This is a genomic window from Streptomyces sp. NPDC014995, assembly GCF_043080745.1.
Taxonomy (GTDB): Bacteria; Actinomycetota; Actinomycetes; order Streptomycetales; family Streptomycetaceae; genus Streptomyces.
In genome coordinates this window covers 72,726-86,862 of record NZ_JBIBVX010000006.1, presented here as the reverse complement: position 1 = coordinate 86,862, position 14,137 = coordinate 72,726, and the positions used below count along the sequence as shown (strand labels likewise).

Annotated in this window: 13 protein-coding genes; 7 read left to right on the top strand and 6 right to left on the bottom strand. The window is 70.7% G+C overall.

The genetic code is table 11. The features are described 5' to 3' along the window. Positions 1-243: 243 nt before the first annotated feature. The 4 genes from ACF1A1_RS14045 (at position 244) to ACF1A1_RS14030 (ending at position 4,991) form a co-directional block, all read left to right on the top strand. Positions 244-1,527: an extracellular solute-binding protein gene (locus ACF1A1_RS14045; protein WP_391999752.1), complete on the top strand. Its 1,284-nt coding sequence runs from the start codon at positions 244-246 to the stop codon at positions 1,525-1,527. Between the two features lie 121 nt (positions 1,528-1,648). After that, on the top strand, positions 1,649-2,644 hold the full coding sequence (locus ACF1A1_RS14040) for a carbohydrate ABC transporter permease (RefSeq protein WP_391999750.1): 996 nt from the start codon (positions 1,649-1,651) through the stop codon (positions 2,642-2,644). Beyond that, positions 2,641-3,492, top strand: a complete 852-nt coding sequence (locus tag ACF1A1_RS14035; RefSeq protein ID WP_391999749.1) for a carbohydrate ABC transporter permease — start codon at positions 2,641-2,643, stop codon at positions 3,490-3,492. Before ACF1A1_RS14040 ends, ACF1A1_RS14035 begins: the two co-directional genes overlap by 4 nt. An 8-nt stretch (positions 3,493-3,500) precedes the next feature. Beyond that, positions 3,501-4,991 (top strand): glycoside hydrolase family 3 protein, encoded by a 1,491-nt coding sequence (locus ACF1A1_RS14030; protein ID WP_391999747.1) that lies wholly within the window; start codon positions 3,501-3,503, stop codon positions 4,989-4,991. A gap of 79 nt (positions 4,992-5,070) precedes the next feature. On the opposite strand, the gene nagB is transcribed toward ACF1A1_RS14030, so the two are convergent. Beyond that, the gene (gene nagB / locus ACF1A1_RS14025) at positions 5,071-5,856 is read right to left on the bottom strand and encodes a glucosamine-6-phosphate deaminase (RefSeq protein WP_391999745.1); all 786 of its coding nucleotides are present in this window, start codon (positions 5,854-5,856) and stop codon (positions 5,071-5,073) included. Positions 5,857-6,399: 543 nt separating this feature from the next. Here nagB and ACF1A1_RS14020 point away from each other — a divergent pair. Beyond that, positions 6,400-7,866, top strand: a complete 1,467-nt coding sequence (locus ACF1A1_RS14020; protein ID WP_392000186.1) for a sensor histidine kinase — start codon at positions 6,400-6,402, stop codon at positions 7,864-7,866. A gap of 248 nt (positions 7,867-8,114) precedes the next feature. Here ACF1A1_RS14020 and ACF1A1_RS14015 read toward each other — a convergent pair whose 3' ends face one another. Next, complete coding sequence (locus tag ACF1A1_RS14015; RefSeq protein WP_006142322.1) at positions 8,115-8,372, bottom strand: WhiB family transcriptional regulator; 258 nt, start codon at positions 8,370-8,372, stop codon at positions 8,115-8,117. Positions 8,373-8,690: 318 nt separating this feature from the next. Further along, a complete protein-coding gene (locus tag ACF1A1_RS14010; protein WP_391999743.1) occupies positions 8,691-9,659 on the bottom strand; it encodes a diacylglycerol/lipid kinase family protein in 969 nt (322 codons plus the stop codon). 157 nt (positions 9,660-9,816) lie between these two features. On the opposite strand from ACF1A1_RS14010, the gene ACF1A1_RS14005 reads away from it, so the two are divergent. Then, positions 9,817-10,269 carry a hypothetical protein gene (locus tag ACF1A1_RS14005; protein ID WP_391999741.1) on the top strand — a complete coding sequence of 151 codons (453 nt, stop codon included), beginning with the start codon at positions 9,817-9,819 and terminating at the stop codon, positions 10,267-10,269. Between the two features lie 41 nt (positions 10,270-10,310). On the opposite strand, the gene ACF1A1_RS14000 is transcribed toward ACF1A1_RS14005, so the two are convergent. The 3 genes from ACF1A1_RS14000 to ACF1A1_RS13990 form a co-directional block, all read right to left on the bottom strand. Beyond that, complete coding sequence (locus ACF1A1_RS14000) at positions 10,311-11,426, bottom strand: RNA polymerase sigma factor SigF (RefSeq protein ID WP_391999739.1); 1,116 nt, start codon at positions 11,424-11,426, stop codon at positions 10,311-10,313. 17 nt (positions 11,427-11,443) lie between these two features. Further along, positions 11,444-11,857 carry an anti-sigma regulatory factor gene (locus ACF1A1_RS13995; protein WP_004925829.1) on the bottom strand — a complete coding sequence of 138 codons (414 nt, stop codon included), beginning with the start codon at positions 11,855-11,857 and terminating at the stop codon, positions 11,444-11,446. Positions 11,858-12,127: 270 nt separating this feature from the next. Continuing rightward, the gene (locus ACF1A1_RS13990) at positions 12,128-12,388 is read right to left on the bottom strand and encodes a UBP-type zinc finger domain-containing protein (RefSeq protein ID WP_391999737.1); all 261 of its coding nucleotides are present in this window, start codon (positions 12,386-12,388) and stop codon (positions 12,128-12,130) included. Positions 12,389-12,448: 60 nt separating this feature from the next. On the opposite strand from ACF1A1_RS13990, the gene ACF1A1_RS13985 reads away from it, so the two are divergent. Continuing rightward, complete coding sequence (locus ACF1A1_RS13985; RefSeq protein WP_391999736.1) at positions 12,449-14,047, top strand: Na+/H+ antiporter; 1,599 nt, start codon at positions 12,449-12,451, stop codon at positions 14,045-14,047. The last annotated feature ends 90 nt before the right edge of the window (positions 14,048-14,137 follow it).

Here is a 14,137-nt window from a genome sequence, read left to right as displayed (position 1 = left end):
GTGGTACACCCCGCGCGTGAGGCCCCGATGACCGCCCAGAAATTGAAAAGTCCCTGCATATCGCGGTCGCGTAACGGACGACTCGAGCCCCGTCGAACGCCTTGACAGCCCTATTGGTCTGAGCCAAGCTCCCCCTACTGGTCTACACCACTGGTCCAGGTCCCGGCCCCACGGACGGTACGCGTTGACGCTCAACCGCGGCGGGGAGGCAGGGGGGTTTGTGGCATCCCTGAGGAGGATGGCGTGAAGCGCAAGCTGACAGCCGCGATCGGTATCGCGGGCATGATCGTCTCCATCGCGGCGTGCGGGGACAACGGCGACGGCGGGGGCTCGGACAAGGGCGCCGACGCCAAGGAGCTGACGGTCTGGCTCACGGTCGACGCGCAGAACAACTGGCCCGACCTGGTCAAGGCCGCCGACGCCGCGGTGCAGAAGAAGCACCCCGGCCTCGAGATCACCCACGAGTACTACGGCTGGCCGGACAAGAACGCCAAGCTCGACGCGGTCCTCGCCACCGACAAGGCCCCCGACGTGGTCGAGATGGGCAACACCGAGATGCTCGGTTACATGGTCAAGGGCGCCTTCGCCCCCCTCGACGCCGCGGCGTTCGACAACTCCTCCGCCTGGCTGGACGGCCTGAAGGCCTCGGTGACCTACGAGGACAAGACCTACGGCGTCCCCTACTACGCCGGAGGCCGCGTCGGCAACTGGCGCAAGGACCTCTTCGCCTCCGCCGGCGTGAAGAGCGCCCCCAAGACCTACGCCGAGCTGACCGCCGCCCTCGACAAGGTCCAGAAGAAGGAGGGCGACAAGTTCAGCGCCTGGTACCAGCCCACCCGCGACTGGTACGCGGCGATGTCCTTCGTCTACGACGCCGGTGGCTCCATCGCGGTCGAGTCGGGCGGCGAGTGGAAGGGAAACCTCTCCTCGCCCGAGTCCGTCAAGGGCCTCACCGCGTACAAGGACGTCGTCGACCGGTACATGCACGGCGACAAGACCAAGGACGAGTCCGACCGCTACATCGTCTACGGCCAGGGCAAGTCCGGCATGATCTTCGGCGCCGCCTGGGAGGGCGCGACCGCCGAGGCCCCCGAGAACGACAAGACCGGCAAGCTCAAGGGCAACCTCGAGAACTTCGTGATGCCCGGACCGTCCGGCAGGAACCTCCCCGTCTTCCTGGGCGGTTCCGACCTCGCCGTGCCGGTGAAGTCGGACGCTCAGGACCTCGCCGCCGAGTGGATCAACGCGTTCACCGGCCCCTCCGGTCAGAAGGGCCTGATGGCCAAGGGCAACCTGCCCAACAACAAGACCGACCTCGCGACCCTGAAGAGCGACCCCAAGACGGCCGTACCGGCCACCGCGGCCGAGTCCAACTGGTTCGTCCCGATGGCCCCCGGCTGGGGCCAGGTCGAGAAGGCCCAGATCCTCCAGACCATGCTCCAGAACATCGGCACCGGCAAGAAGACGGTCGAGGAAGCCGCGAAGGAAGCGGACGCCGCCATCGACAAGGTCATCAACACCAAGTGACGTGAGACGGGGCTCCGCTGCGGCGGAGCCCCGCCGTCCGTACGACCTACGGGTCGCTGCCTTCGTCCGCCCTACGGGGCGCCGCCTTCGTACGACCTGAGGGACCGCTGAGGAGCGCGCGATGAGTGCCGCAGACACGACCACCCCTGCCAAGGTGCCGCCGCCGCGGTCGGCACCCCCACCGTCCGCACCGCGGCCGCCCCACGGGAAGCGGACCTCCGGTCCCTCCGGTACCGCAGGCACCCCCTGGCTGCTGCTCGCGCCCTGCCTGCTGGTCCTCCTGCTGGTGATGGGCTATCCGCTGGTCCGCCTGGTCACCCTGTCCTTCCAGAAGTTCGGGCAGTCCCAGCTGTGGGGCTTCCAGCCGGCCGAGTCGGTCGGGTTCGACAACTTCGCCAAGGTGCTGGGCGACGGCGAGTTCTGGGCGGTCGTCCTGCGCACCATCGTCTTCGCGGCCGGCTGCGTGATCTTCACGATGGTCATCGGCATGCTCATCGCGCTGCTGCTCCAGCGGGTCTCCGGCTGGGTGAAAACGCTGGTCAACATCGCCCTGGTGGCCAGCTGGGGGATGCCCGTCATCGTCGCCACCACCGTCTTCAAATGGCTGTTCGACGCCGACTACGGCATCCTCAACGCGGTCCTGAGCAAGCTGCCCGGCGTCGAGCTGATCGGCCACAACTGGTTCGCGAGCGGACCGCAGGGCCTCGCCGTGATCATGCTCCTGGTGGTCTGGGGAGCCGTGCCCTTCGTGGTCATCACGCTCGGCGCCGGCCTCACCCAGGTCCCCGCGGAACTGGAGGAGGCCGCCCGCCTCGACGGCGCCGGCGCCTGGGGCGTCTTCCGGTACGTCACCCTGCCCATCCTCAAGCCGGTCATCGTGATGCTCACGACCCTGTCGGTCATCTGGGACATGGGCGTCTTCCCGCAGGTCTTCGTGATGCGCAACGGCCACCCCGAGGCCGAGTTCCAGCTCCTGACGACGTACTCCTACGACCGCGCCTTCGTCGTCAACGACTACGCGCAGGGCTCGGCGATCGCCCTGATCACCGTGCTGCTCCTGCTCGGCGTGGTCGCCGTCTACATGCGCCAGATGCTGAAGATCGGAGACGTCGAATGACCAGCACGAGCGCACCCACCCGGGCGCCGCGCCGAAGGTCCGGGCTCGGCTGGAACCTCCTCGGCCTCCTCGTCTTCGTCACCGCCGGCTTCCCCGTCTACTGGATGCTCAACACGGCCTTCAAGCCGGCGAAGGACGCCATCGACCCGGACCCCAGCCTGCTGCCCACCGGCCTCACCCTCGCCAACTTCGGCCGGGCGCTCGACATCGCCGACTTCTGGGGCCCGGTCGGCCGCAGCCTGGTCGTCTCCCTGGCGGTCGTGGCGATCGGCGTCGTCGTCGGCATGCTGGCCGCCCTCGCCATCTCCCGGTTCGCCTTCCGCGGCCGCAAGATCGTGATCGTCGGCATCCTGGCCGTCCAGATGGTCCCGCTGGTCGCGATGATCATCCCGGTCTTCCTGCTGCTGAACGACCTGGGCCAGTACGACCGGCTGACCGGCCTGATCATCACCTACCTGACCTTCATCCTCCCCTTCACGGTGTGGACCCTGCGCGGCTTCATCGTCAACATCCCGAAGGAGCTGGAGGAGGCCGCGATGGTCGACGGCTGCTCCCGCACCGGCGCCTTCCTGCGCGTCGTCTTCCCGCTCCTCGCCCCCGGCATGGTCGCCACCTCGGTCTACGGCTTCATCCAGGCCTGGAACGAGTACCTCTACGCCCTGATGCTGCTCAGCCAGAAGAACCAGACGGCGACCGTCTGGCTCGGCAACTTCACCACCAAGCACGGCACCGAGTACGCGCCCATGATGGCCGGCGCCACCATGATGGCCGTACCGATCGTCGTCCTCTTCCTCCTCGTCCAGCGCAAGATGGCCGCGGGTCTGACCGCGGGCGCCGTGAAGGGATAACGCCCCCGATGACGACACTCGCCAGCGCCACCGACACTCTGACGCGCGACGCCCTGACGGTCCTCCAGCCCGGCTTCCCCGGCACCACCGCCCCCGACTGGCTGCTGCGCCGCCTCGGCGAGGGCCTCGCCTCGGTCGGCCTGTTCGGCCGCAACATCGCCTCCCCCGAGCAACTCGCCTCCCTGACCGCCCAGTTGCGCGCCGAACGTGACGACGTGCTCGTCGCCATCGACGAGGAGGGCGGGGACGTGACCCGCCTGGAGGTCAGGACGGGCTCGTCCTTCCCCGGCAACCACGCGCTCGGCGCGGTGGACGACACCGAGCTGACCCGGGACGTCGCCGCGGAGCTGGGCCGCCGCCTGGCCGCCTGCGGGGTGAACTTCAACTGGGCCCCGTCGGCGGACGTGAACTCCAACCCCGCCAACCCGATCATCGGGGTCCGCTCCTTCGGCGCCGACCCCGGCCTGGTGGCCCGCCACACCGCCGCCTACGTCGCCGGCCTGCAGTCGGCGGGCGTCGCCGCCTGCACCAAGCACTTCCCCGGGCACGGCGACACGGCCGTCGACTCCCACCTCGCCCTGCCCCGCATCGACGCCGACCCCGCGGTCCTCGCCGAGCGGGAACTGACCCCCTTCCGCGCCGCGATCGCCGCCGGCACCCGCGCGGTGATGAGCGCGCACATCCTCGTCTCCGCCCTGGACCCCGACCGCCCGGCAACGCTGTCCCGTCGCATCCTGACGGACCTCCTGCGCGGCGACCTCGGCTACGACGGGCTGATCGTCACCGACGGCATGGAGATGCGGGCCGTCGCCGCGGCGTACGGCATGGAGCGGGGAAGCGTCCTCGCGATCGCGGCCGGCGCGGACGCGATCTGCGTCGGCGGCGGCCTCGCGGACGACGAGACGGTACGCCGTCTGCGCGACGCCCTCGTCGCGGCCGTCCGCACGGGCGAACTGCCCGAGGAACGCCTGGCGGACGCGGCGCAGCGGGTACGGTCGCTCGCCCGCTGGTCGGCCTCGGCCGCACCGTCCGCCGAGGGGCGCGCGGCACGCGCCGACGTCGGCCTCCTCGCCGCCCGCCGGGCCCTCCGCCTCACCGGCCAGGACCGCTTCACCCCGCTCACCGACGCCCCGTTCGTCGCCGCCCTCACCCCGGTCGCCAGCATCGCCGTCGGCGACGAGACCCCGTGGGGCGTGGCCGCCGAACTCGCCCGGCTGCTGCCCGGCACCGCGACGGGCAGCTTCGCCGGTGCGGACGCCGGCACGGCGGCGCTGGCGGCGGCGGGGAAGCGGCGCATCGTGGCCGTGGTCCGCGACGAGCACCGTCACCCCTGGATGGCGACGGCCCTCGACACCCTCCTCGCCGCCCGCCCCGACACGCTCGTCGTCGAGATGGGCGTCCCCCAGGCCGCCCCGCGCGGCGCGCTCCACCTCGCCACCCACGGTGCGGCCCGCGTCTGCGGCCGAGCGGCGGCGGAGATCATCGCGGGCACGCGGTAGTCCGTACGACGCCGAAGGCGCCGGGTTCCCACCAGGAACCCGGCGCCTTCGCGTGCCGGTACGGATGCCGCCCGGGGCCTCAGATCCCCTGCCACCGCGGCTTGTTGGCGTACGTGTGGCGGAAGTAGTCCGCGAGCTTCAGCTTGGACGCGGCGGCCTCGTCGACGACGACCGTCGCATGCGGGTGCAACTGGAGCGCGGAGGCGGGGCACACCGCCGCGACCGGGCCCTCCACGGTCGCCGCGACCGCGTCCGCCTTGCCCTCGCCCGTGGCGAGCAGCACCAGGTGCCGCGCCTCCAGGATGGTGCCGATGCCCTGCGTGATGACGTGGTGCGGGACCTGGTCGATGTCGCCGTCGAAGAAGCGCGCGTTGTCGATCCGGGTCTGCTGCGTCAGCGTCTTGATCCGGGTCCGCGAGGCCAGCGAGGAGCACGGCTCGTTGAATCCGATGTGCCCGTCGGTCCCGATCCCGAGCAGTTGCAGATCGACCCCGCCGGCCTCGGCCAGCGCCCGGTCGTAGGCCTCGCACGCCGCCTGCACGTCCCCGGCGGTGCCGTCCGGGCCGAGGAACGCGTCCATCCCGATCCCGAGCGGCTCCAGCACCTCGCGCCGCAGCACCGAACGGTAGGACTCCGGATGCTCGGCGGGCAGCCCCACGTACTCGTCGAGCTGGGCGATCCGCGCCCGTGAGGTGTCCACGGCACCGGAGCGCACCTTGGCCGCCAGCGCCTGGTAGACGGGCAGCGGGGTGGAACCGGTGGCCACGCCGAGCAGGGCGTCGGGCTTGCGCCCCAGGAGCCGCGCCATGGCCTCGGCGATGAGCTCGCCGCCCGACCTGGCGTCCGCAACGATGACAACTTCCACGCTGGCCTGCCGTTCTGGGAGGGAGGGGGAGGGAGAGTCGGGGCGATGTGGTTTAGACCAATCTAACAGAAGGGGGTCCTCGCGGCCCGGCCCCGCCCCCCGGGAAATCGCCCCGCCGCACAAATTGCCCCACCAACGGGCCCCGCACAGGAACCCACACAGGCTAGGCTGCGTTGTGGATACGAGGACGTCCGACCAGTCTCCCCGCGACGGGTGACCGGATCGCGAACGGACAGCAACGAACAACCTCCGACGCATGGACACGGCGAAGTGGTCTAGTCCACAATCGTCAAGCAAGCCGTGCGAAGGAGCACCGCCACACTTCCGTCTTCCCCGCACAGGAAGGCGGACCGAGGATCCGGAGCTCTCTGCCCTGACTGCCCCGGCTCCTCACCTTCGGCCGACCGGGACCGCACACCCCGCGGCCGATATTGCTCCGGGCTGCGGTGCCGGGAGGGTTGAGGGTCCCTCCCAGGCGCCGCGGCCCGCGGGTGTTTTTCGAGCAGGTCCGAACCCCCGGGTACGCTCGCAGACGTGCCCTCCATGAACGAACTCGTACGCCAGCACACCGCGCTCGGTGACTCCGACCTCGAGTGGCTCCACCTGCTGGTCTCGGAGTGGCAGCTGCTCTCCGACCTCTCCTTCGCCGACCTGGTCCTGTGGGTCCCCACCCGTGACGGCACCCGCTACGTCTCCGTCGCCCAGATGCGCCCCAACACCGGCCCCACCTCCTACCAGGACGACATGGTCGGCCACCTCGTCCCCCGCGGCCGCCGCCCCCTGCTGGACGCCGCCCTGGACGAGGGTCGGATCGTGCGCGAGGGCGACCCGGAGTGGCGCGAAGAGGTTCCCGTCCGGGTCGAGTCGATCCCCGTACGCCGCGAGGGCCGCGTCCTCGGTGTGATCGCCCGCAACACCAACCTGCTCACCGTGCGCACCCCGAGCCGCCTGGAGCTGACCTATCTCCAGAGCGCCTCCGACCTCGCGCAGATGATCGCGGCCGGTTCCTTCCCGTTCCCCGACCAGCAGATGGACATGGACGCGGCCCCCCGCGTCGGCGACGGACTGATCCGCCTCGACGCGGACGGCATCGTCCAGTACGCCTCCCCGAACGCGCTCTCCGCCTACCACCGCATGGGCCTCGCCTCCGACCTGGTCGGCCACCACCTCGGGCAGACCACCGCCGAACTCGCCCCGACCCGGGGCCCGGTCGACGAGGCGCTCGCCAAGGTGGCCAGCGGCTGGGCGCCCCGCGAGTTCGAGATCGAGGCCAACGACGGGGTCATCCAGTTCCGCGCGATCCCGCTCAAACCCAAGGGCACCCGCATCGGTTCGCTCGTCCTGCTCCGGGACGTCACCGAACTACGGCGCCGCGAGCGCGAATTGATCACCAAGGACGCGACCATCCGGGAGATCCACCACCGGGTGAAGAACAACCTTCAGACGGTCGCCGCCCTGCTCCGCCTCCAGGCCCGCCGCATCGAGTCCGAGCGGGGACGGGAGGCCCTGGAGGAGGCGGTCCGCCGCGTCGGCTCCATCGCCATCGTCCATGAGACGCTGTCCCAGAACCTGGACGAGCGGGTGGAGTTCGACGAGATCGCCGACCGGGTCCTCGCGATGGTCGCGGAGATCTCCCCGGGCAAGGTCACCGGCCGGCGCACCGGACGCTTCGGCATCCTGGACGCGGAGGTCGCCACCCCGCTGTCCATGGTGCTCACCGAGATCCTCCAGAACGCCCTGGAACACGGCTTCCGCGAGGGCGAGACCGGCACGGTCGAGGTCTCCGCCGTCCGCGGCGGCACCACCAAGGAGGCCCGCCTGCTGGTCACCGTCCAGGACGACGGCGTCGGCCTGCCCGCCGGCTTCGACCCGCACACCTCGGGCAACCTCGGCCTGCAGATCGTACGGACGTTGGTGGAGGGGGAGTTGGGGGGCACCTTCGACATGGTCCCGGCGCCGGAGCGGGGCACACAGGTGATCCTGGACATCCCGGTGCGGGCGCAGAAGTAGGTCTGTCGTCTGCGGTGGTGGGGGGAGAGCGGTGGGCCTGCTGTCGCGGCGGCGCGGGCCTCGGGGGCGGCGCACGAGTTGTCGGGGACAGCAAGAAGCCCCGGACCGTTCAGGGGTCCGGGGCTCCGGCATGCTCGTTGCCAGCAATTGCTGCGCATCGGGGGTACTGCGCGCTGCGGCTCGGGGGCGGGAGATGCGTACTCGCTGTACGCGCCGCCAAGCTCAGGCTGTGTGCGGGGCGGGTGTTGTCAGGCGGAGGCCTGACGGGCCCGGTTGCGGGCGGCGCGGCGCTTCATGGCGCGGCGCTCGTCCTCGCTGAGACCACCCCAGACGCCGGAGTCCTGGCCGGACTCGAGCGCCCACTGCAGGCACTGATCCATAACGGGGCAGCGACGGCAGACGGCCTTGGCTTCCTCGATCTGCAGCAGCGCAGGACCGGTGTTGCCGATGGGGAAGAAGAGCTCGGGGTCTTCCTCGCGGCAAACGGCGTTGTGACGCCAGTCCATGGCTGCTACCTCTCCTTGGTATTACTGCAGGTTGCTTGTGAATGTGAACGCTTTCACGAATCCCTCAACAAGTGAAGGGCCGAGCGCCAGTTCCCCGGCGTGGGTCCTGTGGATTGAAGAGGGGTTCTGGTGATCAGTGGAGGCCGGTGTTGCGGGCCGTCCCGATCGCCACGTAGAGACTCGCAAACCTCAGCGGCGGATACAACCCCTTCCGGAAAGTTTTTTTTGATTCCTCGGTGTCGACTAGGTCACAGCCGTACTTCCATGGGGTGGATCCTGGCCTAAACGTTCGAGTGAAAGGACTTTCGCCCCTTCTGCTCACACAATCACACGCAGTGCATGGCGTACGCCTGTGAACGTCACGCTGGTACGCAGCCCCAGGTGGTCACCGTCCATCTGGAGGGGTAGCGGGACCTTCGAATGCAAGGTGAACTGGTCCAGGTCGTGCAGTGAGACGGCGTGCCTGCCGTGGGGGCCCCGCTCGGGGGACGAAGTGAGCAACTGGGTTCCATACCGGACAACCGCGGCGGTGGACAGACGGCTGAGACCGAATACGTCGAGCCCGCTATCGAACGAGGCCTTAGGCGACGCGTACACCGGGCGATTGCCCAGATAGGTCCACGGAGCCGTGTTGCAGACGATGGACAGCACCAAATCGGTCACCGGTTCCGCGCCCGGACGCTCCAGGGTGATCGAGCCGTGCCGGCGCTGCGGCTCACCGAGGAGCTGGCGCACCGCCTGGCGGATGTAGAGAGCGTGGGTGGATTTCTTCCCGCGTTCGCGGTGCTGCTCGACCCGGCCCACCACGCCCGCGTCGAAACCGAGCCCGGCGTTGAAGGTGAACCAGCGGGACGGCACCGCCTCGTCCTCGGTTCCGGGCGTACCCGAGGTCAGCCCCAGCCCGACCGTGCGCTCCCTGCCCTCGCGCAGCGCGTCCAGGAGGGCGCCGGTGGCCTCCACGGGATCGTTGGGCAGGCCCAGGGCGCGGGCGAAGACGTTGGTGGAGCCGCCGGGGACCACGGCGAGACCGGGGAGGCGCTCGGGGGCGGGCCCGGCGTGCAGGAGGCCGTTGACCACCTCGTTGATCGTGCCGTCGCCGCCCAGGGCGACGACCATGTCTATGTCCTCGCTCTGCGCCGCCTGTCGGCCCAGGTCACGCGCGTGCCCGCGGTACTCGGTGGTGACCGCCTCGAGCTTCATCTCGCTCGCGAGCGCGTGGATGAGGACGTCACGCGTCCGTGCACTCGTAGTGGTTGCTGCCGGATTGACCACAAGAAGTGCACGCATGCAGGGCAGCGTACCTACTGGGTGGTACCAGGGCACAGGCCGAGTAGGGATCAGGTAAGAGATCGAGCCGTGAGCCTCGACACGACCTGCGCCGGCGGGCGCACACGCCCTTGCGGGCGCCAGAAGGCGCGCCCGGTGCGAGGGCTACCCTTCAGGGGTGAGCAGTGAGCAGACCCCCGCCGCCCCGGAAACCGCAGGCCCCCGCCCGCGCCGACTGACGTACGCCGCCGGGCTCACCGCCCTGGAAGGGCTGGCGCTGCTCGTCGGCGGGGTGTGGATCCTCGTCCTGGGGATCACCGGCGACCCCGACGACCGGCAGCAGGCCGTCACCGGCGGGGTGACGCTGATGGTGCTCGCGCTGCTGCCGCTGCTGGCCGCCCGCGGGCTGCTGGGCCGCCGCAGCTGGAGCCGCGGGCCGGCCGTCATCACGCAGATCCTGGCGCTGCCCGTCGCCTACAACCTGCTGCAGGCCGACAGCATGGCGATCCCGGCCGGTATCGCGCTCGCGGTCGTCGCCGTCGCCGCGCTCGTCCTGCTCGTCAACGGTGAGACGACCCGGGCCCTCGGGATCCGGGGGCCCGGCAACGCCGACACCGGCGCGCGGAAGTAGAGGCCGCTTCTCCGGAAGCGGTCACTGCCCGAACGCGACCGTCACTCCTCGACGAGCAGCTTCTCCCGCAGCTGCGCCAGTGTCCGCGCCAGCAGGCGCGAGACGTGCATCTGCGAGATGCCGACCTCCTGCGCGATCTGCGACTGCGTCATGTTGCCGAAGAACCGCAGCAGCAGGATCCGCTTCTCCCGGGGCGGGAGGTCCTCCAGCAGTGGCTTGAGCGACTCCCGGTACTCGACGCCCTCCAGCGCCTCGTCCTCCGCGCCCAGCGTGTCCGCCACGGCCGGGGACTCGTCGTCGGTGTCGGGGACGTCCAGGGACAGCGTGGAGTACGCGTTGGCGGACTCCAGGCCCTCCAGGACCTCCTCCTCCGAGATCGCCAGCTTCTCGGCGAGCTCGTGGACGGTGGGGGAGCGGCCGTGCAGCTGCGACAGCTCGGCCGTCGCCGTCGTCAGTGACAGCCGCAGCTCCTGGAGCCTGCGCGGTACCCGCACCGCCCAGCCCTTGTCGCGGAAGTGCCGCTTGATCTCGCCGACGACCGTCGGGGTCGCGTACGTGGAGAACTCCACCCCGCGGTTGGGGTCGAAACGGTCCACCGACTTGATCAGCCCGATGGTGGCGACCTGGGTGAGGTCGTCCAGCGGCTCACCGCGGTTGCGGAAGCGGCGCGCGAGGTGCTCGACGAGCGGCAGGTGCATCCGGACCAGCTGGTTGCGCAGCTCCGCGTACTCCGGGCTGCCCTCGCTCAGCGCGCGCAGCTGGACGAACATCGCCCGCGCCCCACTGCGGTCCTGGGGCGCGCGGTCCTGCGGCTCACTGTTCCGAGGCGCGTTGTTCCGAGGCTCGTGCCGCGTGCCCGGCACGCCCTGTTCGTCGTCTCGCTCGTGCTCGCTCATCGTCCCGCCCGTCGCCCTCTGTCGAGCCCTCGCCTCCGCCCGGCCGGGGGTTCCCCCGATCCGCCCCTCCCGAGGCGAGTCCTGCACGGCACCGTCCGGGAAGCCGTCCCGCGCGGAGGTCGAGTCGTCCTCCGGATGCGGCCGGGCCTGCTCGGGAATGCCGTCGATGCCGTCCGCCGTGCGTCGGGAACCGCCCGGAGTGGCGGGAGTGTCGGCGCTCTCGGCCGGCAGTTCCCGTGTGCCGCGCTCTTCGTCCCGCACCGGCCCGTCCCCGTTCCTCACGCCGGCCCGGGTCCCGCGCCGCGCTGTTTGTAGAGGCTGATCGAAACGGTTTTGTCCTCGTCCACGGCGGAGGAGACCTTGCCCGCGAGGGCGGACAGCACGGTCCAGGCGAAGGTGTCGCGCGAGGGCGCGTGGCCGTCCGTGGTGGGCGCCGAGACGGTGACCTCCAGCGAGTCGTCGACCAGGCGGAAGACGCAGCTGAGCACCGAGCCGGGCACGGCCTGCTGGAGCAGGATCGCGCAGGCCTCGTCCACCGCGATGCGCAGGTCCTCGATCTCGTCCAGGGTGAAGTCCAAACGGGCCGCGAGGCCGGCCGTGGCCGTCCGCAGCACCGACAGGTAGGCACCCGCAGCCGGCAGCCGGACTTCCACGAAGTCCTGGGTCGCGGGCTCGCCTGCGATCTGGGACACCCTCACCTCCAAGGTGGTACAAGCTTTTCGGGGCCGAGGGTCGCCCCCCGGGGTAACGCGTGTGTGGTGCAGCGGTGACGCTATCGCGCTCTCAAGTGTCCTGTCCCCGGGACCCCAACCCCCTGGCGTCACTCACAGTAAAGCTGTGAACACGCTCCGTGTCTAGGGGTCTGCGGACCCAAAAGGGAAGAGGGCGCGCCGGGTTGACGTACCCAGGCGTCAGATGCTCGAACCGTACCCGCTGGACGGGCCGGCCGTCCTGGGGCCGGCTCATACGAGGACGTGGTCGACGAAGCACCAGCGCCAGTTCTCGCCGGGTTCGAAGGTCCGCATGACCGGATGGCCGGAGTCCTTGTGGTGCTCTGTGGCGTGGCGGCCCGGCGAGGAGTCGCAGCAGCCGACGTGGCCGCACGTCAGACACAGCCGCAGCTGCACCGGGTGGGTGCCGTCCCGCAGACACTCCGGACAGGTCTCGCCGAGGGGAGCCGGTTCGGGGTGCGGCAGCGCGTCGGCGTGCGTGCACTGTTTCATGATTGCCAGATTACGACGGGCGTGCGGACGTCCGCGTGGAAAAACGAGGGTGGGCGGGACATGGACGTGATGCCACTGCTGTTGCTGGTCGCGGGCAGCGCGGGGATCGCCGCGGCGGCCCGGCGCACCCCGGTGCCCGCCCCGCTGCTCCTGGTCGCCGCCGGCCTGGCCGTGTCGTACGTCCCCGGGGTCCCCGACTACACCCTCGACCCCGACGTCGTCCTCCCGCTCCTGCTGCCCCCGCTGCTGTACACCTCGGCCACCGACAGCTCCTACCTCGACCTGCGCGCCCAGCTGCGGCCCGTGGCGCTGCTGTCGGTCGGGTACGTGCTCTTCGCGACGGTCGTCGTCGGCTGGGCCGCCTACCTGCTCGTCCCCGGCCTGCCGCTGACGGCGGCGCTGGTGCTGGGCGCGGTCGTGGCGCCGCCGGACGCGGTCGCGGCGACGGCGGTGGCCCGCCGGGTCGGCCTGCCGTCGAAGATCACCACGATCCTCCAGGGCGAGTCCCTCCTGAACGACGCCACCGCGATCACCGCCTTCAAGGTGGCCCTCGCGGTCGTCGTCGGAGAGGGCGCGTCCTGGGCCGGCGGGATCGAGGAGTTCCTGGTGGCGGCGGTCGGCGGCACCGCGGTCGGCCTGATCCTGATGGCCCCGCTGCACTGGCTGCGCACCCACATCAAGGAGCCCCTGCTCCAGAACACGCTCTCCCTGCTGATCCCGTTCGTCGCCTACGCGGCCGCCGAGCAGTTCCACGCCTCCGGTGTCATCGCCGTGGTCGTCGTCGCCCTCTACCTCGGCCACCGCGCGTGGGAGGTCGACTTCGCCACCCGCCTCCAGGAGGAGGCCGTGTGGAAGATGGTCGCCTTCGTCCTGGAGTCGGCGGTCTTCGCCCTGATCGGCCTGCAACTGCCGGTCGTGGTGAGGGGCCTCGGCGCCTACGAGGGTGTGGACGCCGTCCGGTACGCCGTCGCCCTCTTCCTCGTGGTCGTCGCCGTGCGCTTCCTGTGGGTGTACCCGGCGACCTTCCTGCCCCGGCTGCTGTCGAGACGCATCCGTGAGCGCGAGGAGAACCCGACCTGGCGGGGGCCGATCGTCATCGCCTGGGCCGGCATGCGGGGCGTGGTCTCGCTCGCCATCGCCTTCTCCATCCCGCTCACCGTCGACCACGGCGAGGCGCCCTTCCCGCACCGCAACCTCGTCCTCTTCCTGACCTTCACCACGGTCATCGGCACCCTGGTCGTGCAGGGCGTGAGCCTGCCCCCGCTGATCCGTCTGCTGAAGTTCCCCGACCCCGACCCGCAGGCCGCCACGCTCGCCGAGGCCAACGCGCAGGCGCAGGCCTCCCGGGTGGCCGAGGAGCGCCTGGACGCCCTCCTCGCCGACGAGCGCAACGCCCTGCCGCCGCCCCTCGCCGACCGTCTGCGCACCGTCCTGGAGCGTCGCCGCAACGCCGTCTGGGAGCGCCTCGGCCAGGTCAATCCGGTCACCGGGGAGACCGTCGACGACACCTACCGCCGCCTGTCCCGCGAGATGATCAGCGCCGAACGCGAGGTCTTCGTCCGCCTCCGGGACGGCCGCCACATCGACGACGAGATGCTCCGCACCCTCCTGCGCAGGCTGGACCTGGAGGAGGCGGCGGCCTATCGGGAGGCGGGGTGAGCGGTGCGGCCGCCGGCCGCCGGGCCGCGATGCGCGGCGGGAAGGCGGTTTCCGCCGCGCGTCGAACCGTGTCCCGGCTGATTCAGGGGA